Genomic DNA, 22,337 nt, shown 5'->3' with positions numbered 1-22,337 from the left:
ACTCCCCCCAATTGTGCCCCTCCGCGCTCCGCGGTACCGCCCATTAGATTGTGATCTGTGACTACTTGGGTTCCAGACGTCCTCGGCGACGGCTACCAGCAGACGACCATCCCCCTCGGGGCGGATCCGGACGGTGAAGGCGACGTCCGCGCCACCCTGGTCAAGTACCGTCCGGAATCGTCCGAAGAGACGAACGGACGCGCTGTCCTCTACGTCCACGGGTTCACGGACTACTTCTTCCAAAGCCATCTCGCCGAGCACTTCACGGGCCAGGGCTACGACTTCTATGCGTTGGACCTGCGTAAATGCGGCCGTTCCCGGGACCCCGGCCAGACTGCGCACTTCGTGTCGGATCTCTCGATGTACGAGACAGAACTGAACGAGGCCCTGCGGATCGTTCGCGAGGAAACCGGAACACGGCCCGACAACCTCGGTCAGGTGCTGCTGGTGGCCCACTCGACGGGCGGCCTCGTCCTACCGCTGTGGCTCGACAAGTTGCAGCGTCGGCCCGGGGGAACCGCCGGCCAGGGAATCACCGGTGTCATCCTCAACAGTCCCTGGTTCGATCTGCAGGGCCCCGCGTACCTGCGCAGCGTCGGCACGGCGGCGGTCGACGCGATGGGCAAGATCGCCGGTAAGAACGTCATTCCCAAGACCTCCCTGGACACCTACGGCACGAGCCTGCACGTCGACGGCAAAGGCATCTGGAACTACAACCTCGAATGGAAGCCGCTCGACGGCTTTCCGGTCACGTTCGGTTGGCTCCGTGCGATTCGCCGGGGGCACGCGAAACTGCACCGCGGCCTCGATATCGGTGTGCCCGCTTTGATTCTGCGGTCGAAGAAGACGTACTTCGCGCCTCGCTACGACCCGAAAGTCGACACCGCCGACGCGGTTCTCGACGTCCGTCAGATTGCCCGTTGGGCAGGATGTCTCGGCGACCGAACGACTGTCGTGCCCATCGACGGTGCGCGGCACGACGTCTTCCTTTCGGCGAAAGAACCTCTTGCACAGGCTTTCTCCGAGGTGAATCTCTGGCTGGACTGGCTGCACGGACATCAGGAGGCGAACGCATGACCCACTACGATCTGGCAATCATCGGCACGGGGTCCGGAAATTCGTTGCCGGACGAGCGATTCGCCGACAAGAAGATCGCGATCCTCGAAGAGGGAACCTTCGGCGGGACGTGCCTGAACGTCGGGTGCATCCCCACCAAGATGTTCGTGTACGCGGCCGAGGTTGCCAATGCGATAACACACTCCGGCAAGTACGGCATCGATGCCACGCTCGACGGCGTCCGGTGGCCCGACGTGGTCAAGCGGGTGTTCGGCCGCATCGACCCGATCGCCGCAGGCGGCGAGGACTACCGCACGAACGGGAGTCCGAACACCACCGTGTATCCCGGTCACGCAAGGTTCGTCGGTCCGCGCACGATCGACACCGGTACCGGTGAGGTCATCACGGCCGATCAAGTGGTGATCGCGGCGGGTTCACGCCCCATCGTTCCCGACTCCGTGCTCGAGAACGGCGCCCGCTACTACACGAACGAGAACGTCATGCGGCTACCGAAGATGCCGAAGCATTTGGTGATCCTCGGATCCGGCTTCGTTGCAGCCGAGTTCGCGCACGTCTTCGGAGCACTCGGCAGCAAGGTCTCCGTCATCGCGCGCGGGGAGCATCTGCTGCGTCATCTCGACGCCTCGGTGTCGGAGCGATTCACGGATCTCGCACTCGGAAAGTGGGACGTTCGTCTCGAGAGCGGGCTGAAAGCCGTGCACGATGCCGGCGACGGGGTCCGAGTCCAACTCGTCGACGGAACCACGATCGACGCCGATGCACTTCTCGTCGCGACCGGCCGCCGACCCAACGGCGATCTGCTCGACGTCGCCGAGACCGGGGTCGAACTCGACGACGAAGGATACGTCGTGGTGGACGAGTTCCAGCGCACGACGGCAGAAGGGATCTTCGCGCTCGGTGACGTCTCCTCCCATCAGCAGCTCAAGCACGTCGCCAATCACGAAGCCAGGATCGTCCAGCACAACCTCCTGCACGACGCGTGGAAGGATACGTCACAGCTCCGCGAGTCCGACCACCACTTCATCCCTGCAGCGGTGTTCACCGATCCGCAGATCGCCCACGTCGGGATGACGGAAAACGAAGCCCGCACACAGGGATTCGATATCACGGTGAAGATTCAGGCCTACGGTGACGTCGCCTACGGATGGGCGATGGAGGACGACGAGGGCTTCTGCAAAGTCATCGCCGAACGTGGGACGGGACGACTCCTCGGAGCCCACGTCATCGGCGCGCAGGCGCCCACCGTCATCCAGCCGTTGATCCAGGCGATGAGCCTCGGAACGGACGCCATGACGATGGCGAGAGGCCAGTACTGGATCCACCCCGGTTTGCCGGAAGTGGTCGAGAACGCACTTCTCGGACTCGGGATCTGAGACAACCTCACCAGGGGCTGTACTGGTTCACGCTCACCAGGGGCTGGTTCGGAGCACGATTTCGCTGGCCAGCTCCGCCGAACGATCCCTCGGCACGTTGTCGGTGGTCGGTGTCTCGACCACCCGAAGTTCGCCGTACACGTAGCGGCCACTCGCGTCGGCTTCGGCACGCCGCTCGGGGCTTCCGACCATCACCGTGGTCGGAAGCTCGACCGGTGGGCAGTCCTCACCACCGACGGCCGGGTGCCCTCGATCGGCCACGATCAGGCTCGCGAATCTGCCGAAGTGGCGGGCGGCGAGCTCCCATGCGAGTTCGGCACCCTTTCCGCTGCCGACCAGATTGACCCAGCCCACCTCGAGCTGGTCGAGGGCCGACAGGATCGCGGCCTGCGTCCATCCGGCCCCCTCCGGGACGACGGTGCGCAGGTCGGAGTTGTGCAGCCGTTTGCACACGGCGTCGTACACGTCGGGTGCATCGCCTTCACCGGGAAGCAGGAGCACCACGTGCTTGCTCGCAGGCCCGTCCACTCGGACGGCTCCGTCCCCGCCGTCTACTGCCACGTGAATCAACTCCATGGACGGAAACGGTACGCGATGGCCCCCCTATTGCGCCGTCCATACTCGACCCCTATGGTTCATTACATGACTAATGAACCACGCAACCAGGGAAGGTGACGTCGTGCTCGAAGACGGCAAGGCGCTGTTCCTGCAGATTGCGGAGATGGTCGAGAACTCGATCATCGACGGCTCCCTCCCCGAAGAAGAGCAGGCGCCGTCGTCCAACGAGCTCGCGGCGTTTCACCGAATCAATCCCGCGACGGCAGCGAAGGGCCTGAATCAGCTCGTGACCGACGGCATTCTCTACAAGAAGCGGGGCATCGGGCTCTTCGTGACGCAAGGCGCACGCGATGCGCTTCGGCTACGTCGCCGCGATCGGTTCGCGCGCCAGTACATAGACCCATTGGTCGCCGAGGCCGACAAACTCGGACTCGACATCGACGAGATCAAGACCATGCTCGAACAACGAGAGGGGGCGCGATGAGCGCCGCAACCATCGACCGGCTCGGCATCGACACCGACATCGTCGTGTCCACCCGAGGACTAACCAAACACTTCGGATCGTTCACCGCACTCGACGACGTGACCCTCGATCTGAAACGAAACCGCATCTACGGCCTGCTCGGAAGCAACGGCGCCGGCAAGACGACGCTGATGCAGATCATGACCGGCCAGGCCTTTCAGTCGTCCGGTCAGGTCACGGTGTTCGGCGGTGCGCCCCACGAGAACACCGAGGTACTGCGGCAGGTGTCCTGCATCCGCGAAGGCCAGTGCTATCCCCCGGATTTCAAGGTCAAGCACGTTCTCGCGGCAGCGCGCCACCTGCTACGCGACTGGGACGAGGAATTCGCACAGGCACTCCTCCGAGACTTCGACCTGCCTACCGATCGCAAGGTCAAGAAGCTGTCTCGCGGAATGACCTCGGCCCTCGGTGTCATCATCGGGCTCGCATCACGTGCGACGCTGACATTCTTCGACGAGCCCTACCTCGGCCTCGACGCCGTTGCGCGGCATCGCTTCTACGACCGGCTCCTCGCCGACTATGCAGAGCACCCACGCACCATCGTGCTGTCCACACACCTCATCGACGAAGTGGCGGACCTGCTCGAGCACGTGATTCTCATCGATCGGGGACGAATCGTCGCCGATGCCGATACCGACGAACTCAGAGGATCCGCGATCGTCGTAGCAGGCCCCGTGGGCGACGTCGACCCATTCGTCGGGGGACGAGACGAACTTCGCCGAGAGTCGATCGGGAGCCACACGCGCGTGACGATGCGATCCAGTTCGCACTCCGAAGACATCGCGCACGCGAAAGCCCTCGGCCTGACAGTCGAGCCAGTGTCGCTTCAACAGCTCATCGTCGACACCACCAACTTCGAGGGAAAGGACGCGCGATGATGACCCGCGCTCTGGCCGTGTCCCGTATCCACACCGTCGCCTGGCCGCTCCTCGTGGCGTGGCCGATCGGCATCCTCGCCGTGGCCTTCGCCATTCCGTGGGCGATCTTCGCCATCGTGCAGACCGGCGAATCCAACTTCACCGGAAGCGTTTCGGCACTCCTCGGTGTTGCACTGGCGTTCTACATCGGCGCCATGACGCAGACGTTCCCCTTCGCACTGGGCATGAGCGTCACCCGACGGGACTACTTCGCCGCCACTCTCCTCGTGGCACTCGCCCAGGTCGTGGGTTTCGGTGTCATGTTGTGGGCCCTGTCCGCCGTCGAGACGGCAACGGGCGGATGGGGCGTGGACATGGTGATGTTCGGGATTCCGAACATCTTCACCTCGAATCCGATCGTCCAGCTTGCAACCTATCTCGCCGTTCTTGCACTGATCGCCGGCATCGGTCTGCTGATAGGGGCCCTCCACCGGAGGTGGGGCGTGACGGGTCTGCTCTCGGTGGGGGCCGGACTGCTGGTAGCTCTCGGTCTCGCCGCCATCCTCATGACCTGGCAAGGGTGGTGGCCCGCCTTCGGCAGCTGGTTCGCCGACACCCCGAGAGCGGTCCCGATGGTCGCCCTCCCCGCGGTCCTGGCCACCGCGTTCACGGTCGGTGCGTGGCAACTCGTACGACGCGCCCCCGCCTAGCCACCACCGGAAAGAACGTTGCCGATGGTGGGCAGTCCCGAGGGTGCGCCACCGTCGAGCAAGTTCAGAACCGCAGCGACATCCACGTGCTTCTCGACCAGATCGGCAAGCAGATCGATCTGGGCCGTACGCATTTCGGATACGTCGGTATCCGGCGCGGCGACGAAGCCATGACGCCCCGCATGGTCTGCTACGTCGGCAAGCAGGATTCGCCGGAATCGATCGGATTCGACAAGACCGTGCCAGTGCGTTCCGTACACGGCGCCGCGGATACTGCCCTCGGCAGCGCCGTCGTGAGTGTGCAGCAGCGGTGGATCACCGTTGCGACGTACCCGCCCGTGGTGAATTTCGTACCCGGACACCGGAACACCGTGGGCGTCACCCCGCATCCGGGTCAGAATCTTGTCGGGCGCGAACTCGACCTCGAGGTCCAGGATGCCCAGACCCCGAACGAGCCCGCCCCCGGATTCGACCTCGTCGGCGATCGTAGAACCGAGCATCTGGTAACCGCCGCAGATCCCGAGAATCGGCAACCCCGCTGCGGCACGTGCTACCAGAGCATCCGCAATCCCGCTGCGCCGCAACCAGTCGAGATCCGCCACGGTCGACTTGGTCCCCGGCACGACGACCAGATCCGCATCGGCGAGCCGAGACGCCTCGGATACCCAGCGAACGGACACACCCGGTTCGCAGGCGAGCGCCTCGACATCGGTGGAGTTCGAGACACGTGGAAGCCGCACCGCGGCCACCCGCAACCATTCTTCGCCGACGGGCGGCGCGGGCCGACCCACCGGGACATCCGCAACCACACCCAACGAATCCTCCGCATCGATCCACAGGTCGTTCGCGAACGCGACGACACCCAACGTGGGCCGACCGGTCAATGCCCGAAGTTGTTCCAGACCTGGCTCCAGAAGCGCCTGGTCACCACGAAACTTGTTGACCACGAACCCGGAAACGAGCGCCTGATCCTCGGCCGACAACACCGCCAGTGTCCCGAACAGGTGCGCGAGCACACCGCCTCGGTCGATGTCGCCAACCACGATCACAGGTAGCTCCGCAGCACGGGCGAGACCCATGTTCGCCAAATCCGTTGCGCGTAGGTTTATCTCGGCCGGCGAACCCGCACCTTCACACACCACGTAGTCGAATTCGTGGCGCAAGGCATCCAGGTCCTCCGACACCACCTCGCGCAGGTGGTCACGCTGGTGGATGTAATCGGCTGCGCCGACGGTCGTCACGGCGCGACCCCGAACGACGAGTTGCGATCGCCTGTCGCTACCGGGCTTGAGCAGAATCGGATTGAAGCGAGTGCTCGGCTCCAGCCCACATGCCTGCGCCTGCAAGGCTTGCGCTCTGCCGATCTCTCCGCCGTCCAGTGTGACGACCGAATTGTTGGACATGTTCTGCGCCTTGAACGGCGCAGTCGAGAAGCCACGTCGAGCGAGAAGTCGACAGAGACCGGCGACCAGAACGCTCTTGCCCGCATCGGAAGTCGTTCCCGCCACGAGCAATGCACCGCCCCTGCCGCGCCGGGCATTCGGCGTCACGGCAGAGTCAGAATCTCGGCGCCCGAGTCGGTGACCACCAGCGTGTGTTCGAATTGCGCCGTCCACTTGCGGTCCTTTGTCACCACGGTCCAGCCGTCGTCCCAGATGTCGTATTCGATGCCGCCGAGGTTGATCATCGGCTCGATGGTGAAGACCATTCCGGGCTCGATGATCGTGTCCACGTTCGGCTGGTCGTAATGCAGGATCACGAGCCCGTTGTGGAACGTCTCACCGATGCCGTGGCCGGTGAAGTCCTCCACCACTCCGTAACCGAAACGGTGGGCGTAGGATTCGATGACCCGACCGATGATGTTGAGTGCGCGACCCGGCTTCACGGCCTTGATCGCGCGCATCGTCGCTTCGTGGGTGCGCTCCACGAGCAGTCGGTGTTCCTCGGAGACGTCACCGGCCAGGAAGGTTGCATTGGTGTCGCCGTGCACTCCGCCGATATAGGCGGTGACGTCGATGTTGACGATGTCACCGTCCTGAATCACCGTCGAGTCCGGGATACCGTGGCAGATCACCTCGTTCAGCGACGTGCAGCAGGACTTCTGAAAACCGCGGTAACCCAGCGTCGACGGGTACGCGCCGTGATCGCACATGTACTCGTGTGCGATCCGGTCGAGCTCGTCGGTGGTCACACCGGGTGCGACGGCCTTACCGGCCTCTTGCAGGGCCTGTGCCGCGAGCCTGCTCGCGGTCCGCATCGCCTCGATGGTTTCGGGAGTCTGGACCCAGGGTTCGTTGCCCTCGTCGGCGGTCGGCTTCCACGCGTACTCGGGCCGCTCGATGCCGGCGGGCACACTCAGAACGGGCGAGACGGTTCCGGGACGAAGTTCGGTACGCACAGACATGCCCGCCAGATTACTCGTCCCCCTGTGAGTGGTTGACGAGTCCAGGGACTCGTCAACCACTCACAGGCGTCAGCGCTTGCGGAGGATGTATCGCTGCACCTTGCCGCTCGGCGTCTTGGGCAGTGACTGCACGAAGTGGACGGTGCGCGGGTAGGCATGGGCTGCGAACTTGGTCTTCACCAGTTGCTGCAGTTCGGCCTCGAGTGCGTCGTCACCCTCGACGCCGTCACGCAGCACCACGAACGCCTCCAGCACCTCGCCCCGCAACTCGTCCGGCATTCCCACGACGGCTGCTTCGACCACGTGCTCGTGCATCACCAGGACACTCTCGACATCGAACGGCCCGATCCGGTAGCCGGCCATGATGATGACGTCGTCGTCACGCGCGGAAAAGAAGTAGAAGCCGTCGTCGTCCACCGTGCCGGCGTCACCCGTGACGTACCAACGACCGTCACCGGCGTATCGCGACGCGGTCTTCTCCGGCGCATCGACGTAACCGCCGAACCACAGCAAAGGGCTCTTCTGCACGTCGATCGCCACTCGTCCCGGAGTTCGGGGCGGGGCGGGCTCGTCGGCGTCGTCGCGCAGAACGGTGCACTCCCAACCGGGCAGCGGCAGCCCCATCGAACCCGGACGCACCTCGGTCCTGACCTCGTCGGCCCACGCGTTGACGATGAACATGCCGTGCTCGGTCTGGCCGTAGTGATCGCGCACTTCGACACCGAGCGCCGACTTCGACCATGCGACTACGTCCGGCGTGAGCGGTTCACCCGCCGACGAGGCACGTCGCAGCGACAACCCGTACGGTACGGGGGTCGGGTCGGCGCGCAGGCTCCGGTAGACCGTGGGCGCTGCTGCGAAGTTGGTGACCCCGAACTTCTCGATGATCTGCCACGTCGTCGGTGCGGAAAAGCCCGCGTGCAGCAACAGGCTTCGTGTTCCGGCGGCCATGGGGCCGAGCAGTGCGTAGTAGAGACCGTAGGCCCAGCCTGGATCGGCGGCATTCCAGAACACGTCTTCGGGCCGGACATCGAGTCCGTACTCCTGATATGCGTGGAAGGAAGCCAGTGCCCGCACCGGCACCGGCACTCCCTTGGGGGTGCCGGTGGTCCCGCTGGTGAACAACTGGACCATCGGCCCGTCTCCCCCGACCACGGCGGCCGCCCCGTTCGGATCGCCGGCCGAGTGCGTGTCGATCAGTGCCCGGAAAGAGTCGGCGTCGTCCGTCCCGCCTCCGGCTACCACCAGACGCCACGTCGGTTCGGCAGGAATGTCTTCGCCCGGGGCGAGTTTCGGCGTCTGGTCGGCGTCGACCACGACAACTTTCGCACCGCTCGCTTCCAGCCGGAACGCGATCGCCGGCGCGGCGAAAGCCGTGAACAGCGGCACGTGCACCGCTCCCCTGCGCCAGATCCCCAGCAACGCAACGACGAGGTCGGCGGACTTGCCCATCAACGTCGCAACGTGATCGCCCGCGTCCACGCCCAGATCGGCCAGTGCGGCGGCGAAGCGCGTCGATTCTTCCCGCAACTTCCCGTAGGTCAGGTCGACGTACGACAGATCCCCCTCCACCACCGTGAAGGCGACCGCATCGGCCGGATGACGGTCGCACAGAAGGTCTGCGGTGCATGCCTCCGGGGTGTCGTACTCGCCGAGCAGTTCACGCACGCGGGTGTCGGCATCAGGATGCATCGTCGGGCTCCTCGCTACTCCAGTCGTGGCAGTGCCGGTGAAGCACCGCCTACATTGGTCGCCGTCTATGATCTAGCTCACAGACCGTCGTGAATACCCCCGGAAAGGGGTGCGAATTGTTCGACCACACCACGCGAGCAAGTGCGCTGCTGCGACCTCGCGACTCCGACGCACTGCGCGCAGAATTACGCGGCGCGGCTACGCCGGCCGGCGTACCCGTTCTGTTCGGAGGATCGGTTTCCGGCGACACACTCCACCTCACCGAATTCGTGGGGACCCGCACGAACCTGCTGGCCGGACTCGCAATCCCACCCAAGTCGGGACTGGGTGGCCGCGTCATGGAACAACGTCGGCCCTACGCGGTCAGCGACTACGGCAGCTCGACCACGATCACCCACCATTTCGACCACCCCGTGCAGAGCGAGGGCCTTCGATCCATCCTCGCCGTTCCGGTGATGGTCAAAGGCAGCCCGCGCGCTGTGATGTATGCGGCCGCACGTGCCAGCACGCCGCTCGGTGACCGTGCCACGGACGTCCTGGTCGCGGCGTGCCGCCGGCTGGGTTCGGAGATCATGATCCGCGACGAAGTGGATCGACGGGTTCGCATTCTCGACAACCTCACCACCCCGGCAGCGGAGTCCATGACGACCGAGGAACTACGCGACATTCACGCCGATCTACGCGGTGTGGCGCAAGGCGTGTCGGACAGCGCGTTGCGGGAACGGTTGCGGGCCATCTCCCGCCGCCTGGCCGGTGTGGTCACCAACGACCCGGAGAAGCCGCCGAGCGAAGTTCCGGCGCTGACCCCACGCGAGCTCGACGTCCTCGCGCAGATCGTGCTGGGGTGCACCAACAACGAGGCCGCGGACCGTCTGTGTCTCGGCCCGGAAACCGTGAAGAGCTACCTTCGCAGCGCAATGCGCAAGCTCGGCGCGCACAACCGCCACGAAGCCGTCGTTTCCGCCCGCAAGCTGAGTCTGCTCCCCTGACGGTCGTCAGTAGCCCTCGGGTAGCGCCGTGAACATGTCGCGGGTGACCGCAACCGCGTTGTCCGAACTGCCGCCCCTCACCACGAGGGTCGCGAAGGCCAGATCACCGCGGTAGCCGACGAACCACGCGTGCGAACCGCCCTCGACCTCGGCTTCACCGGTCTTGCCGTAGACCTCGCCCTGGTCGGCAATTCGCTCGGCAGTTCCGCTCGTGACCACGAGTCGCATCATGCCGCGCAATCCGTCGACGACCTTCGGGTCGATCTTCGGATGGTCACCTTCGATCTTGGTCTCGCGCCCCTTGATCAACTGCGGGACGGGCGTCGAACCGTGCGCGATGGTGGCCGCCGCAAGCGCCATTCCGAACGGGCTCACCACAACTCGGCCCTGACCGAAACCGTCCTCCGTGCGCTGCACCTTGTCCGTCGCGGGTGGCACCGACCCGGAATTGGTCGGCAACCCGACCACCTCGTACTTGGGTCCGATACCGAATTGCGATGCAGCCACGTTCAGGGCGTCGGGCTCCATCTCGCTGGCGAGCTTCGCGAACGACGTGTTGCAGGACCGCGCGAACGCCGTTGCCATCGAGACGTCGCCCAGCGCGAAATGGTTGTAGTTGGGCACACTGCGCTCACCGATGACGATCTCTCCCGGGCACGGCACCGTGCTGTCCGGGGTCGCAAGTCCGGACGTCATCGCGGCACCCGCGGTCACCATCTTGAACGTCGAGCCCGGCGGATACTGGCCCGCCAGCGCCACCGGCCCGTCTCGGTCCGCCGCCTTGTTCTGTGCGACGGCGAGCACGTCACCCGTCGACGGCTGGATGACCACCATCATCGCCTGGTCCGGATGTGCATCCACAGCATTCTGGGCGGCCACCTGAATCGGCCGATCCAGGCTGATCGAGACGGACGGGACCGGCTCGGGCGGAGTCTCGGTCAGGACGTCGATGTCGGCACCGTTGCGATTCACCGTGACGACGCTCCACCCGGCCTTGCCGTCGACTTCGTCGATGATCGTCTTCTTCACCTGCCCGACGAGATCGGGCGCGAACGTTCGATCCGTGGCGACCAGGTCCGCTTCGTCGGATACGGTCACACCGGCGAGCCCGTCCAATGCAGGAGCGATCTGTTCGTAATCCTCCTCGCGCAGGCGCGTCACCAGGTAGTCACCTTTGACTCCGGTCGCCGACTCCACGATCGATTGCGGGGTCACGGTGTTGTCGAAAGCGTTCAGTGCCGCCGACAACGACCGCGCCGTCCCCACCAGGTCGTCTGTCCGGGACGCATCGAGCTTTACGCGGTACACGACTCCCGGGACCAAGACATCGGATCCGGCGTGCTCGTTGACCCGGGCACGCTCGGCCTGCTCGGATCGGAGAACCATCTTCTGGCGGTCGCCGAGCCGCGGATGCAGATTCGTCGAACTCCACCGGACTGCCCAATCGCCTCCGCGCCTGCCCATCTGGAGTTCGCCCGTGTAGGTCCACACCCGATCTTTCGGAAGATGCCATTCGTAGCTGTATCCGACCTTCGCGGTGTCACCACGGATCTCGACGTCGGTGGTCTCCGCATCCAGAGAAATCGCCTGCAGCGATTCCCACGCCTCGTCGATAGCGGGGCCCGCGTCGTCGGGGCGATCCGAGAGTTCTGCGGCCCTCGCGGTGTCGTGCTCGGCGAACGCGGACAGGAAGTCCTGCGCTGCAGGTTGCGGTCCGTCCGGACGAGGGGTGCACGCCACGAGTCCCGCAGCAACAGCGACCGCTCCGAACAGGGCAACAGACCTGGTCATCTGACCGCTGGGCACGTGTGAGGGCTTCATCGCCGCCAATACTAGGGCGGCCCGATCGTGTTCCAGGTGAGGCGCGGCCCGTCAGTCCAGGAGAATTGTCGCGAACGTGCCGACCTGCTCGAACCCGATGCGCGCGTACGTTCTTCGCGCTGCACCGTTGAAACTGTTGACGTAGAGACTTGCCGTCCGGCCGTCGGCCAGAATGGATTCGGCCACGGTCGCGGTACCGGCAGCCCCCAGGCCCCGACCGCGATGCGACGGCGCCACCCACACACCCTGGATCTGGCCGACCCGTGACGACACCGATCCGACCTCCGCCTTGAAGACCACTTCGCCGTCTTCGAACCGCGCCCAGGCTCGGCCCGAGGAGATCAGATTGGCGACACGACGCTGATAGCTCCGCCCTCCGTCGTTCACCCGAGGGTCGACACCGACCTCCTCGATGAACATGGCCACCGCTGCGGGCAGGTACTGCTCGAGTTCGTGCATCCGCACCCTGCGCACCGCGGGGTCGGGACGACAGATCGGCGGACCACCCAGCGCGAGCAGCGGCTGATCCGGCCGCACTTCGCGGGCGGGACCCCAGTCCAGTTCCAGTATCTCCCACAGGGGCAGCGTGAGTTCGGCCCGGCCGACGAGGGACGAACACATCCGCGGACCGCGACACGCCCGATCGGCGAAGGCGCGCAGATCGTCGAGGTCACCGCGCAGCGGTACGAGATTGGCACCCGCGTAACAGAGCGATTCGAGGGGTCCACCGCGGCTCCACAGCTCCCCGTGGATCATTCTGGGATCGATCCCCGACTTCTCCACGCGCGCGGCGACCATGCACGCGGCCACAGGGTCGGCGTCGAGGACACCGAGTATCTGTGCCACGTCCCTGCCACCCAATTGTCTGGCACCCAGGAGCTTGAGCATCTGCCCCACCTTGTCGGCTAGTGGTCGTGCCACCACATTGCCACGAACCATGCCCTGGTGGGCAAGTTTTTGTGCGGGACCCTCAACTGACGGTGACCACGGGGGAACCGGCAGAATCCTCGCCTTCCATTTCCTCGGCGATTCGCATGGCTTCCTCGATCAACGTCTCGACGATCTGAGCCTCCGGAACGGTCTTGATGACCTTGCCCTTCACGAAGATCTGACCCTTGCCGTTTCCGGACGCGACACCGAGATCGGCATCGCGCGCCTCGCCGGGACCGTTGACGACGCAGCCCATGACCGCAACCCGCAGCGGGATCTCCATGCCTTCGAGACCTGCCGTGACCTCGTCCGCGAGTGTGTAGACGTCCACCTGGGCGCGACCACACGACGGGCAGGACACGATCTCGAGCTTGCGTGGACGCAAGTTGAGGGACTGCAGGATCTGGGTGCCGACCTTGATCTCCTCGGCCGGGGGTGCCGACAACGACACGCGAATGGTGTCGCCGATGCCTTCGGAAAGCAGCGCGCCGAACGCGACCGCCGACTTGATCGTTCCCTGGAAGGCCGGCCCCGCCTCTGTGACGCCGAGGTGTAGCGGGTAGTCGCACTGCGCGGCGAGCTGCTTGTAGGCCTCCACCATCACGACGGGGTCGTTGTGCTTGACGGAGATCTTGATGTCGCCGAAGCCGAACTCCTCGAACAGGCTCGCCTCCCACAGCGCCGACTCGACGAGCGCCTCCGGGGTGGCTTTGCCGTACTTCTGCATCAGGCGCGGATCCAACGATCCCGCGTTCACGCCGATGCGAATGGGGATGTTCGCGTCACCGGCGGCCTTGGCCACCTCTTCGACCCGTCCGTCGAACTCGCGAATGTTTCCCGGGTTCACTCGGACTGCGGCGCAACCCGCATCGATGGCAGCGAAGATGTAGCGCGGCTGGAAGTGGATGTCCGCGATGACCGGGATCTGACTCTTCTTCGCGATGGTCGCCAATGCGTCGGCGTCCTCCTGCCGTGGGCAGGCAACGCGCACGATGTCGCAACCGGACGCGGTGAGTTCGGCGATCTGCTGCAGTGTGGCGTTCACGTCGTGGGTCTTGGTGGTACACATCGACTGCACCGACACCGGGCTGTCGCTGCCCACACCGACGGACCCGACCTGGAGCTGTCGAGTCTTACGGCGAGGCGCGAGAGTTGCGGCCGGGCCTTCGGGCATACCCAATCCGACGGGGCTGGTCACGAGGATGCCTTCTTTCGTAGCTTCGATTCGAGTCTAACGATCACGGGAAGAGCTTGATGGGGTTGACGATGTCCGCCGTGAGCGTCAGCAGCATGTACGCACCACCGATGACGATGAACACGTAGGTCACGGGCAGAAGTTTCATGTAGTCGACCGGGGCGCCGCGCGGAAGGCCCTTCAGTTTCCGGAACCAGTTTCGGATGTGCTCGTACACGGTCACCGCCATGTGCCCACCGTCGAGCGGGAGCAAGGGCAGCAGGTTGAAGATGGCCAGGAAGAAGTTGAGGCTCGCGAGGAGCAGGACGAACGCTTCCCAGATTCCCTGCTCCGCGATCTCGCCACCGAGCACGCTGGCTCCGTAGACACTGACGGGCGTTTCCGGGTCACGTTCGCCACCGGTGACGGCCTGCCAGAGATCCACCGCCTTCTCTGGCATCTGGATCAAACGTTCGACGGTCATGGTGAACATGTCCCCGGCGAATCCGAAGCTCGCCGGCACAGCACTCAGAGCCGAGTGTTCGACGACGTTCGGCGGGGCGACGATGCCGATCGCACCGACCGTGTCCATCCGTGGTTCCGAGTCCGGTGTGTCCTGGACCCACCGTTCCGCCTGTTCGACCGGCACGGTGAGCGTGAGCCGTTCGCCGTCACGATCGACTGTGAAATCGTGCGGTCCACTCGAGTTGCGTGTCTTCTCGGCCACCTCGGCGAAGGTGTCCGCTTCGGCGCCGTCCACCGCAACGATGGTGTCGCCCGCACGGATACCCGCTTGTTCGGCCGGACCTGTGCCACTGCATTCGGACAGTGCGAAGTCGGGCCCGGGGCCTTGCGTCGGCGACACACACGCCAACGAACCGACCACCGCAGTCTCGGGTCTGTCGAGGTTCGGAAGACCCCAGCCCACCGCAAGCCCGTAGATCAAAACGAGACCCAGAAGGAAGTTCATCGCGATGCCACCGGACATCACCACGAGGCGACGCCACGTGGCCTTCTTGTACATCGCGCGGTCTTCTTCGTCGGGTGCGAGTTCGTCGATTGCAGTCATACCCGCGATGTCACAGAACCCGCCGAGCGGAAGTGCCTTGAGTCCGTATTCGGTCTCACCGCGGCGGAAGGAGAAGATCTTCGGACCGAACCCGATGAAGTATCTCCGTACCTTCATGCCCGTCGCCTGCGCCACCCACATGTGGCCGGCTTCGTGAAGCGCGATCGACAGCGCGATACCCAGGGCGAAAAGCAGAACGCCCAACGCGAACACCATGCGGTTACTAGCCTTCCTGATTCACGAGCTGACGCGCCCGTGTACGTGCCCAGCCGTCGGCGGCGAGAACATCATCCACGGTAGCGGGTGGTGACGACCACTCGTCCGCGTCGTCGAGGACCGCCTCGACCGTGCGGACGATGTCGGGGAACCGAACGATTCCGTCGAGGAACGCCTGCGCGGCCACTTCGTTGGCTGCGTTGTACACGGCGGTGAGCGATCCCCCGCCCTTCCCCGCAGACCGTGCCAGGTCCACCGCAGGGAACACCGCCGAGTCGAGAGGTTCGAACTCCCAGGTGGAAGCTTTCGTGAAGTCGCACGCGGCGGCGGCACCCGGCACGCGGTCGGGCCAACCCAACGCCAGTGCGATCGGCAGCCTCATGTCGGGTGGGCTGGCCTGCGCCAGCGTCGACCCATCGGTGAAGGTCACCATCGAGTGCACGATCGACTGCGGGTGCACCGTCACGTCGATTCGGTCGTAGTCCACACCGAACAGCAGGTGCGTTTCGATGAGTTCGAGCCCCTTGTTCACCAAGCTCGCCGAGTTCAAGGTGTTCATCGGTCCCATGGACCAGGTCGGATGGGCACCCGCCTGTTCGGGAGTGACCGACTCGAGTTGCTGCGCCGTCCACCCCCGGAACGGTCCACCGGATGCCGTCAGGACGAGCCGATCGATTTCACGGTCCGAGCCCCCACGCAGGCACTGCGCCAACGCAGAATGCTCCGAATCGACCGGAACGATCTGGCCGGGTGCTGCGGCAGCGGTGACCAACGCGCCGCCGGCGACCAGCGACTCCTTGTTGGCGAGTGCCAAACGGGCACCCGACTTCAGCGCGGCAAGCGTGGGAGGCAGCCCGAGCGACCCGACGAGGGCGTTCAGCACCACGTCCGCCTCGGTCGTACGCACGAGTTCGGTCGCCGCTTCGGGGCCCGTCAGCACTCCCGGGTGATCGAGCGCGTCGGCAGCCGTGGAATCGGCGACTGCAACAGCGTCCACCCCGGTCTCGAGAATCTGCTTTCGCAACAGGTCGATGTTTCCACCGCCTGCCGCGAGACCGACGACGACGAAGTCGTCCGGGTTGCCTGCGACGACTTCGAGCGCCTGGGTACCTATCGAACCGGTACTTCCGAGCAGGAGGATCCGGGTGGGCTTGTTTCCATGCACCGGACCATTGTTCCTGATTCCACCTGAGAGCACCCTGATGGATGGCCCCACTACATACGACGGCCGGTCGTATGCCACGATATGAAGCCAGTAGCACTCGAACTAGCAGGAGGATCGACCGTGGCCGATACCGAGTTGGACAAAGTTTCCAGCGAACCCGTCGTGGCGGTCTCGAATGTCGATACAGCCGAGGTCCCCTCTGCCGAGTGGGGATGGAGCGGCGAATCCATCAAGACGTTCCGCTTCTTCGGTTGGCTCTTCGCAGCCTTCCTGCTCGTGATGATCATCGGTAACCACGAAGGCCGTGTCGAAGACTGGTACCTCATCGGCTTCGCCGCTGTCATGGTGATTCTGCTGGTGCGCGACGTCATCATGCGCCGCAAGCCCCGCTAGTTCTCCGCTGCGAGCTGCCCACAGGCAGCGGCGATCTCCTGTCCGCGGGTGTCGCGCACGGTGCACGACACACCCTGTGCGATCACCCTTCGAACGAATTCCTTCTCCACCGGCTTCGGGCTGGCATCCCATTCGCTGCCCGGGGTCGGGTTCAGCGGAATCAGATTCACGTGGACGAGCGCACCCAGCGCCTTCCGCAACTTCTTCCCCAACATGTCCGCACGCCACGGCTGATCGTTCACGTCACGAATCAGCGCGTACTCGATGGACACGCGTCTACCGGTCGAATCCGCGTAGTACCTGGCGGCTTCGAGGACCTCCTCCACCGACCACCGGTTGTTGACCGGCACGAGGGTGTCGCGCAATTCGTCGTCGGGAGTGTGCAGAGACACCGCCAGTGTGACGTTCAGCCCCTCGTCCGCCAGCTTCCGGATCGCCGGCGCCAAGCCGACTGTCGACACGGTCACCGAGCGCTGGGACAAGCCGAGCCCGTCCGGAGCAGGTGATGTGATTCGGCGAACCGCCGCAACCACCCGCTTGTAGTTCGCGAGCGGTTCACCCATTCCCATGAACACGACATTCGACAGTCGGCCGGGTCCACCGTCGACCTCGCCGTCACGCAACGCCGCTGCCGCAGCGCGTACCTGGTCGACGATCTCTGCAGTCGACAGGTTCCGTTGCAGACCACCCTGACCGGTGGCACAGAACGGGCAGGCCATGCCGCATCCGGCCTGGCTCGAGATGCACAGCGTTGCCCGATCCGGGTATCGCATCAGCACACTCTCGAGAAGGGTTCCGTCGCCCGCCTTCCACAATGTCTTGCGGGTCTCTCCCCCGTCACACGCGAGGTGCTTGAGCGGTGTGAGCAATTGTGGGAACAGCGCCGAACCGACCTGCTCCCGGACGGACGCCGGAAGATCGGTCATCTTGTCCGCGTCGGCCTCGAGTCGTCCGTAGTACTGGCGAGCAAGCTGATCGGCACGAAAACCGGGCAGTCCCAGTTCCTTCACCGCATCACGCCGCTCGGCCGCATCGAGGTCTGCAAGGTGCCGCGGCGGCATGCCGCGGCGGGGCGCGTTGAACACGAGAGGAAGGGAAACAGCCATAGTGCGGCCCATTCTCCCACTGCTGTCCAATCGGGCCCAATTTCGAAATGAACATCGGTTACGCAAGTAGAAGTGGTCGGCCAGGCAGCGGACAATTGTTGTTGTCGTGTACATCACTTGGACGGTGCAATTGTGAACATGGATATCGATACCGACGTCGAGCTGGACGAGACCGTGGGATCGCGCGTTTCCGCCGAGTACGCGCGGTCGTGGCAACTGGTGCCCGGAGGACGACCCGAGGCCTTCGAGGAAGCTCACCGCGGATCGGCGGACGCGCTGATACTCGACCTCGAAGCGATACACGACCTGGCCGGTTTGGAAGGCGTCGTGCTCGCGAAAGTGGAAAGTGGGATGCAGATCGACGCAACTGCCGAGCGACTGCCCGCAGATACGCGGGTGATCGCCCTCCTCGAATCCGCGGTCGGACTCGAGGCAGCACCCGAGATCGCCCGGCGGACGCCACGTTCCGACTCGCCTTCGGCAGCGGCGACTTTCGGCGCGACACCGGCATGGACGACTCTCCCTCGCCATGGCGTATCCGCGATCACACCTCACCATCGCGAGCAGGGCGGCGCGGATCGCGCCACCGATCGACGGACCCACGCTCGGCACGGACCACGAGGCCTTGCGCCGCGCGACACTACTGACGTTGTCGATGGGGATGACCGGGAAGCTCTGCATGACGACAGCGCAAACCGGCTCGGTCAACACGCCCTGAGCCCGTCCGCGGCCGACGCCGGCTGGGCCAGGTCGGTGATCGCCGACCTCGGGGTCGACGGCGCGTGTTCGGGACGGCAGCGATCTGCCCAGGCTCGCCAAGGCCAAGAAGATCGACACACTTGCGAAGCTGTTCCATATACAGGCGAAATGATCACCCGGGTGCCAAGATCGAGTCATGTCGACAACACCGGGCGACTCGTCGCCCCTCGAACCCGATCACGATCACGATCAGATCCCGCCCGAGGGGACGCACACCGCTCCCGCCACCGACGCGGTCGCGCACACTCGCGCCGCTGCCACCTGGACCGGTTTGGTGATCGGGATCCTGGTCCTGATCGTCCTGTTGATCTTCATCCTGCAGAACCTCGACAGCGCGACTCTGCATCTTTTCGCGTGGGACTTCACCCTCCCCCTCGGCGTCACCATCCTGTTGGCCGCAATCGCGGGCGCGATCGTGATGGCACTCGCAGGGGGAATCCGCATCCTGCAGATAAGGCGTGCCGCCAAACGCGGGCTCTCGTAGCTCGATTCAGAGCACGAGACCGGTCGGTCGCGCCCGGGTGTGCAGTCGATACCGAACGTCCAGTGCGACGCCGGGTGTCTGCTCGAATGCATGTGCGGCTGTCCGCTTGGTGAACTCGATGGCAAGCACCGCGCGCAGGGCATCACGGTCCGGAAACTCCCAGCGGGTGTCGATCCGTACCAGGTCGAATCCCTGCGCCTCGAAGAACTTCTCGACCCTCGCGGGATCGTATTGTGGCAAGTCCCTGCGCATCCAGCGGCCGTACGCACCGGCTGTTGCATCGAGATCAACCACGGCGAGAACGCCACCCGGTTTCAGCACTCGCATCGCCTCCGCGATGCCGGCCCCGCAACCGGGTCCGAAGAAGTACGCCGTGCGCGCGTGCACCAGGTCGGCCACACCGTCCTCGACCGGTACCGACTCGGCCGTGCCCTCCGACACTCGGACGTGCTCGACATCCCGGGTGCGGCGCCGCGCCGCGGCCACCAATGGCGGATGGGGTTCCACACCGATCACCGACGAAGCGGACTGCGCGAACATCGGAAGATGGAAGCCGCTTCCGCAGCCGAGGTCGACGACCACGCCGTCCGTCCAATCGACGAGGCCGGACAGCGTGCGGTACACCGCCCCGTCCGCGTCCTGAGCGCGGTTCTCGATCTCGTACAGCTCCGGCCAGTGCCAGATGTTCGGGCTCGGAATCGCCATGCCGGCAGCGCCGCTCACACCAGGAGCGTCAGAATCAGCCACGTGACGAACGCCGACGGCAGAAGCGAATCGAGACGATCCATGATGCCGCCGTGTCCCGGCAAAAGGGTTCCCATGTCCTTGATGCCGAGCTCACGCTTGATCTGCGATTCGATCAGGTCACCGAGGGTGGCGACGACGACGAGCACTACACCCAACGCGAGCCCGATCAACGGGTTCTCGTCGAGGATCAGGGTCACCGTGGCGACGCTTCCGATCACGCAGAACAGCAGCGATCCACCGAAGCCCTCCCAGGACTTCTTCGGGCTGATTCGCGGCACCATCGGATGCTTCCCGAACAGCACCCCGGCGGCGTAACCGCCGATATCCGAACAGGCGACGCCGATCATGAGGCACAGCACTCGCCCGGCGCCGTCCTCCTGCAAGACCATCAGCACCGCGAAGGATGCGAGAAGCGGAACCCAGGCGGCAACGAACGTGGTGATCGCGGTGTCGGGAAGGAAGTTGCGCGGGGTCGCGCTCAACCCGTGGTCGAACAGCCGCCAGACCATGCAGACCAGCACCGTGCCGGCGAAGGCCGCCAGCACCCCCTGAATTCCGAACGGCCAGCCCAGCCACAAGATGGCCTGACCACCGGCGAGGAGCGGAACGCGAGGCACCCGGATGTCGGCCTCACGCAGGCGCTTCGCCACTTCCCACGTGGCGATCGCCATCGCCACGGCGACGACACCGATCCAGACGAGCGGGACATACGCCAGGATGACGATCAACGAAACGCCGAGCGCGAGCCCCACCCCGATTGCGGCCGGAAGGTTTCGCCCCGCCTTGGACTTGGAGTCGCCAACGGGTTCAGCCCCTGCCGACGCCGACGGCGCGCCCGATGCGTCCCCATCGGGTGTCCCTCGTTCTGCTGGCACGGTCACCGTCTCCCGTTCCGCCCCTCGTGTCGATGTAGAACTTCTCGTGTGTGAGCATCCGATCGGATACTCACACCTCCATCAGTTCTGCGTCCTTGTGCTTGACCAACTCGTCGATCTGCGCGACGTAGCGGGCGGTGGTCTTGTCGAGTTCCTTCTCGGCACGACCGACCTCGTCCTCACCCGCGTCGCCGTCCTTCTGGATGCGAGAAAGCTGCTCCATCGCCTTGCGGCGAACGTTTCGAACGGCAACCTTGGCGTCCTCGCCCTTCGCCTTGGCCTGCTTGACCAGTTCCCTGCGCCGCTCTTCCGTGAGCTGCGGAACCGAGATGCGAATCAGGTTTCCGTCGTTGGTCGGATTGACCCCGAGGTCCGAATTGCGAATTGCCGTCTCGATGGCGCCCAGCTGGGCCTGCTCGTACGGCTTCACGACGACAAGGCGCGCCTCGGGCACGTTGATGCTCGCGAGCTGAGTGATCGGGGTCATCGCCCCGTAGTACTCGATGACGATACGGGAGAACATGCCCGGATTCGCGCGCCCCGTTCGAATCGAACCGAGGTCGTCCTTCGCCACCGTGACAGCTTTTTCCATCTTCTCTTCCGCTTCGAAGAGAGCTTCATCAATCACGGTAGTTCCTCCATGTTCGTTTCTGCTTCGTCGTACAGATCAGGGCGGGGGTTCAAGACTTGACCAACGTTCCGATCTTCTCACCGGCCACCGCGCGGGCGATATTGCCCTCGGTGAGCAGATTGAACACCATCATCGGCATCTTGTTGTCCATGCAGAGGCTGAAGGCCGTCGCGTCGGCAACCTGAAGCCCACGCTCGATCACTTCGCGGTGGGTGATCTGATCGAACATCGTCGCGTCCGGGTCGATACGAGGATCCGCGGAATAGACGCCGTCGACACCCTTCGCCATCAGTACGACCTCGGCACCGACCTCGAGCGCACGCTGGGCAGCCGTCGTGTCGGTCGAGAAGTAGGGCATGCCCATGCCGGCACCGAAGATGACGACGCGCCCCTTCTCGAGGTGCCGCTGGGCACGCAACGGGATGTAGGGCTCGGCGACCTGGCCCATGGTGATCGCGGTCTGGACCCGGGTATCGATCCCCTGCTTCTCCAGGAAGTCCTGCAGCGCAAGCGAATTCATCACGGTTCCGAGCATGCCCATGTAGTCGGACCGAGCCCGGTCGAGACCGCGCTGCTGCAGTTCGGCACCGCGGAAGAAGTTTCCGCCACCGATGACCACGGCGACCTCCACACCGGAACGTGCAACCCCGGCGATCTGTTCGGCCACCTTCGTCACGACGTCAGGATCCAGACCGACCCTGCCGCCACCGAACATCTCGCCACCGAGCTTCAGAAGGACACGGCGAAAGCCTGGGCGTTCGTTGGCTGCTTCGGACATTGTTCT

At 64.8% G+C, this 22,337-nt stretch carries 22 protein-coding genes and 1 pseudogene; 9 read left to right on the top strand and 14 right to left on the bottom strand.

Features of this window, described 5'->3' with window-relative positions; translation table 11 throughout:
• Window positions 1–57: 57 nt before the first annotated feature.
• Both ACFWO3_RS03780 and mtr read left to right on the top strand, forming a co-directional pair.
• On the top strand, window positions 58–1,077 hold the full coding sequence (locus ACFWO3_RS03780; protein WP_378573792.1) for an alpha/beta hydrolase: 1,020 nt from the start codon (window positions 58–60) through the stop codon (window positions 1,075–1,077).
• Window positions 1,074–2,450, top strand: a complete 1,377-nt coding sequence (gene mtr, locus ACFWO3_RS03775; RefSeq protein ID WP_378573791.1) for a mycothione reductase — start codon at window positions 1,074–1,076, stop codon at window positions 2,448–2,450. The genes ACFWO3_RS03780 and mtr overlap by 4 nt, the downstream gene beginning before the upstream one ends.
• A 33-nt stretch (window positions 2,451–2,483) precedes the next feature.
• Here the strand turns inward: mtr and ACFWO3_RS03770 are convergent, their stop codons facing one another.
• Complete coding sequence (locus ACFWO3_RS03770) at window positions 2,484–3,026, bottom strand: alpha/beta fold hydrolase (RefSeq protein WP_378573789.1); 543 nt, start codon at window positions 3,024–3,026, stop codon at window positions 2,484–2,486.
• Window positions 3,027–3,099: 73 nt separating this feature from the next.
• Here ACFWO3_RS03770 and ACFWO3_RS03765 point away from each other — a divergent pair, with 73 nt between their 5' ends.
• The 3 genes from ACFWO3_RS03765 to ACFWO3_RS03755 are packed head-to-tail and all read left to right on the top strand — an operon-like array spanning window position 3,100 to window position 5,098.
• Window positions 3,100–3,492, top strand: coding sequence for a GntR family transcriptional regulator (locus ACFWO3_RS03765; protein WP_378573787.1), 393 nt, complete (start codon window positions 3,100–3,102; stop codon window positions 3,490–3,492).
• On the top strand, window positions 3,489–4,409 hold the full coding sequence (locus ACFWO3_RS03760; RefSeq protein WP_378573785.1) for an ABC transporter ATP-binding protein: 921 nt from the start codon (window positions 3,489–3,491) through the stop codon (window positions 4,407–4,409). The genes ACFWO3_RS03765 and ACFWO3_RS03760 overlap by 4 nt, the downstream gene beginning before the upstream one ends.
• Window positions 4,406–5,098, top strand: a complete 693-nt coding sequence (locus ACFWO3_RS03755; RefSeq protein ID WP_378573783.1) for an ABC transporter permease — start codon at window positions 4,406–4,408, stop codon at window positions 5,096–5,098. The genes ACFWO3_RS03760 and ACFWO3_RS03755 overlap by 4 nt, the downstream gene beginning before the upstream one ends.
• On the opposite strand, the gene ACFWO3_RS03750 is transcribed toward ACFWO3_RS03755, so the two are convergent.
• The 3 genes from ACFWO3_RS03750 to ACFWO3_RS03740 form a co-directional block, all read right to left on the bottom strand.
• The gene (locus tag ACFWO3_RS03750; RefSeq protein WP_378573781.1) at window positions 5,095–6,606 is read right to left on the bottom strand and encodes a cobyric acid synthase; all 1,512 of its coding nucleotides are present in this window, start codon (window positions 6,604–6,606) and stop codon (window positions 5,095–5,097) included. The genes ACFWO3_RS03755 and ACFWO3_RS03750 overlap by 4 nt on opposite strands.
• A gap of 38 nt (window positions 6,607–6,644) precedes the next feature.
• Window positions 6,645–7,502 carry a type I methionyl aminopeptidase gene (map, locus tag ACFWO3_RS03745; RefSeq protein ID WP_378573779.1) on the bottom strand — a complete coding sequence of 286 codons (858 nt, stop codon included), beginning with the start codon at window positions 7,500–7,502 and terminating at the stop codon, window positions 6,645–6,647.
• A 69-nt stretch (window positions 7,503–7,571) separates the two neighbouring features.
• Complete coding sequence (locus ACFWO3_RS03740) at window positions 7,572–9,194, bottom strand: AMP-binding protein (RefSeq protein WP_378573777.1); 1,623 nt, start codon at window positions 9,192–9,194, stop codon at window positions 7,572–7,574.
• A gap of 116 nt (window positions 9,195–9,310) precedes the next feature.
• Here ACFWO3_RS03740 and ACFWO3_RS03735 point away from each other — a divergent pair, with 116 nt between their 5' ends.
• Window positions 9,311–10,183 (top strand): LuxR C-terminal-related transcriptional regulator, encoded by an 873-nt coding sequence (locus tag ACFWO3_RS03735; protein ID WP_378573774.1) that lies wholly within the window; start codon window positions 9,311–9,313, stop codon window positions 10,181–10,183.
• A gap of 6 nt (window positions 10,184–10,189) precedes the next feature.
• Here ACFWO3_RS03735 and ACFWO3_RS03730 read toward each other — a convergent pair whose 3' ends face one another.
• The 5 genes from ACFWO3_RS03730 to dxr all read right to left on the bottom strand — a co-directional run bounded on the left by ACFWO3_RS03730 (window position 10,190) and on the right by dxr (window position 16,558).
• Window positions 10,190–11,974: a penicillin-binding transpeptidase domain-containing protein gene (locus ACFWO3_RS03730; RefSeq protein ID WP_378574043.1), complete on the bottom strand. Its 1,785-nt coding sequence runs from the start codon at window positions 11,972–11,974 to the stop codon at window positions 10,190–10,192.
• An 81-nt stretch (window positions 11,975–12,055) separates the two neighbouring features.
• Window positions 12,056–12,892 carry a GNAT family N-acetyltransferase gene (locus tag ACFWO3_RS03725; protein ID WP_378573772.1) on the bottom strand — a complete coding sequence of 279 codons (837 nt, stop codon included), beginning with the start codon at window positions 12,890–12,892 and terminating at the stop codon, window positions 12,056–12,058.
• Window positions 12,893–12,974: 82 nt separating this feature from the next.
• A complete protein-coding gene (ispG, locus tag ACFWO3_RS03720) occupies window positions 12,975–14,132 on the bottom strand; it encodes a flavodoxin-dependent (E)-4-hydroxy-3-methylbut-2-enyl-diphosphate synthase (RefSeq protein WP_378573770.1) in 1,158 nt (385 codons plus the stop codon).
• A gap of 40 nt (window positions 14,133–14,172) precedes the next feature.
• On the bottom strand, window positions 14,173–15,393 hold the full coding sequence (locus ACFWO3_RS03715; RefSeq protein ID WP_378573768.1) for a M50 family metallopeptidase: 1,221 nt from the start codon (window positions 15,391–15,393) through the stop codon (window positions 14,173–14,175).
• 7 nt (window positions 15,394–15,400) lie between these two features.
• Window positions 15,401–16,558, bottom strand: coding sequence for a 1-deoxy-D-xylulose-5-phosphate reductoisomerase (gene dxr / locus ACFWO3_RS03710; RefSeq protein WP_378573766.1), 1,158 nt, complete (start codon window positions 16,556–16,558; stop codon window positions 15,401–15,403).
• 120 nt (window positions 16,559–16,678) lie between these two features.
• Here dxr and ACFWO3_RS03705 point away from each other — a divergent pair, with 120 nt between their 5' ends.
• Window positions 16,679–16,951, top strand: coding sequence for a DUF2631 domain-containing protein (locus tag ACFWO3_RS03705; RefSeq protein WP_378573764.1), 273 nt, complete (start codon window positions 16,679–16,681; stop codon window positions 16,949–16,951).
• Here the strand turns inward: ACFWO3_RS03705 and rlmN are convergent.
• Window positions 16,948–18,057 carry a 23S rRNA (adenine(2503)-C(2))-methyltransferase RlmN gene (rlmN, locus tag ACFWO3_RS03700; protein ID WP_378573762.1) on the bottom strand — a complete coding sequence of 370 codons (1,110 nt, stop codon included), beginning with the start codon at window positions 18,055–18,057 and terminating at the stop codon, window positions 16,948–16,950. The two genes, ACFWO3_RS03705 and rlmN, sit on opposite strands and share 4 nt — an antisense overlap.
• A gap of 138 nt (window positions 18,058–18,195) precedes the next feature.
• On the opposite strand from rlmN, the pseudogene ACFWO3_RS03695 reads away from it, so the two are divergent.
• Both ACFWO3_RS03695 and ACFWO3_RS03690 read left to right on the top strand, forming a co-directional pair.
• Window positions 18,196–18,928 (top strand): annotated as a pseudogene (locus ACFWO3_RS03695) (HpcH/HpaI aldolase/citrate lyase family protein).
• A gap of 24 nt (window positions 18,929–18,952) precedes the next feature.
• Window positions 18,953–19,300: a lipopolysaccharide assembly LapA domain-containing protein gene (locus tag ACFWO3_RS03690; RefSeq protein ID WP_378573760.1), complete on the top strand. Its 348-nt coding sequence runs from the start codon at window positions 18,953–18,955 to the stop codon at window positions 19,298–19,300.
• Window positions 19,301–19,306: 6 nt separating this feature from the next.
• Here ACFWO3_RS03690 and ACFWO3_RS03685 read toward each other — a convergent pair whose 3' ends face one another.
• From ACFWO3_RS03685 to pyrH, 4 genes are all read right to left on the bottom strand, one after another.
• Window positions 19,307–20,005, bottom strand: coding sequence for a class I SAM-dependent methyltransferase (locus ACFWO3_RS03685; RefSeq protein WP_378574040.1), 699 nt, complete (start codon window positions 20,003–20,005; stop codon window positions 19,307–19,309).
• Window positions 20,006–20,019: 14 nt separating this feature from the next.
• Window positions 20,020–20,928 (bottom strand): phosphatidate cytidylyltransferase, encoded by a 909-nt coding sequence (locus tag ACFWO3_RS03680; protein ID WP_378573758.1) that lies wholly within the window; start codon window positions 20,926–20,928, stop codon window positions 20,020–20,022.
• Between the two features lie 64 nt (window positions 20,929–20,992).
• Window positions 20,993–21,550 carry a ribosome recycling factor gene (gene frr, locus ACFWO3_RS03675; protein WP_378573756.1) on the bottom strand — a complete coding sequence of 186 codons (558 nt, stop codon included), beginning with the start codon at window positions 21,548–21,550 and terminating at the stop codon, window positions 20,993–20,995.
• 52 nt (window positions 21,551–21,602) lie between these two features.
• Window positions 21,603–22,331 (bottom strand): UMP kinase, encoded by a 729-nt coding sequence (gene pyrH / locus ACFWO3_RS03670; RefSeq protein ID WP_378573754.1) that lies wholly within the window; start codon window positions 22,329–22,331, stop codon window positions 21,603–21,605.
• Window positions 22,332–22,337 lie beyond the last annotated feature (6 nt).

Origin of the sequence: Rhodococcus sp. NPDC058521 (assembly GCF_042719695.1) — a bacterium.
Lineage (GTDB): Bacteria > Actinomycetota > Actinomycetes > Mycobacteriales > Mycobacteriaceae > Rhodococcus_F.
The sequence above is the reverse complement of the archived record's forward strand: the minus strand, read 5'-3'. Positions and strand labels throughout refer to the sequence as shown.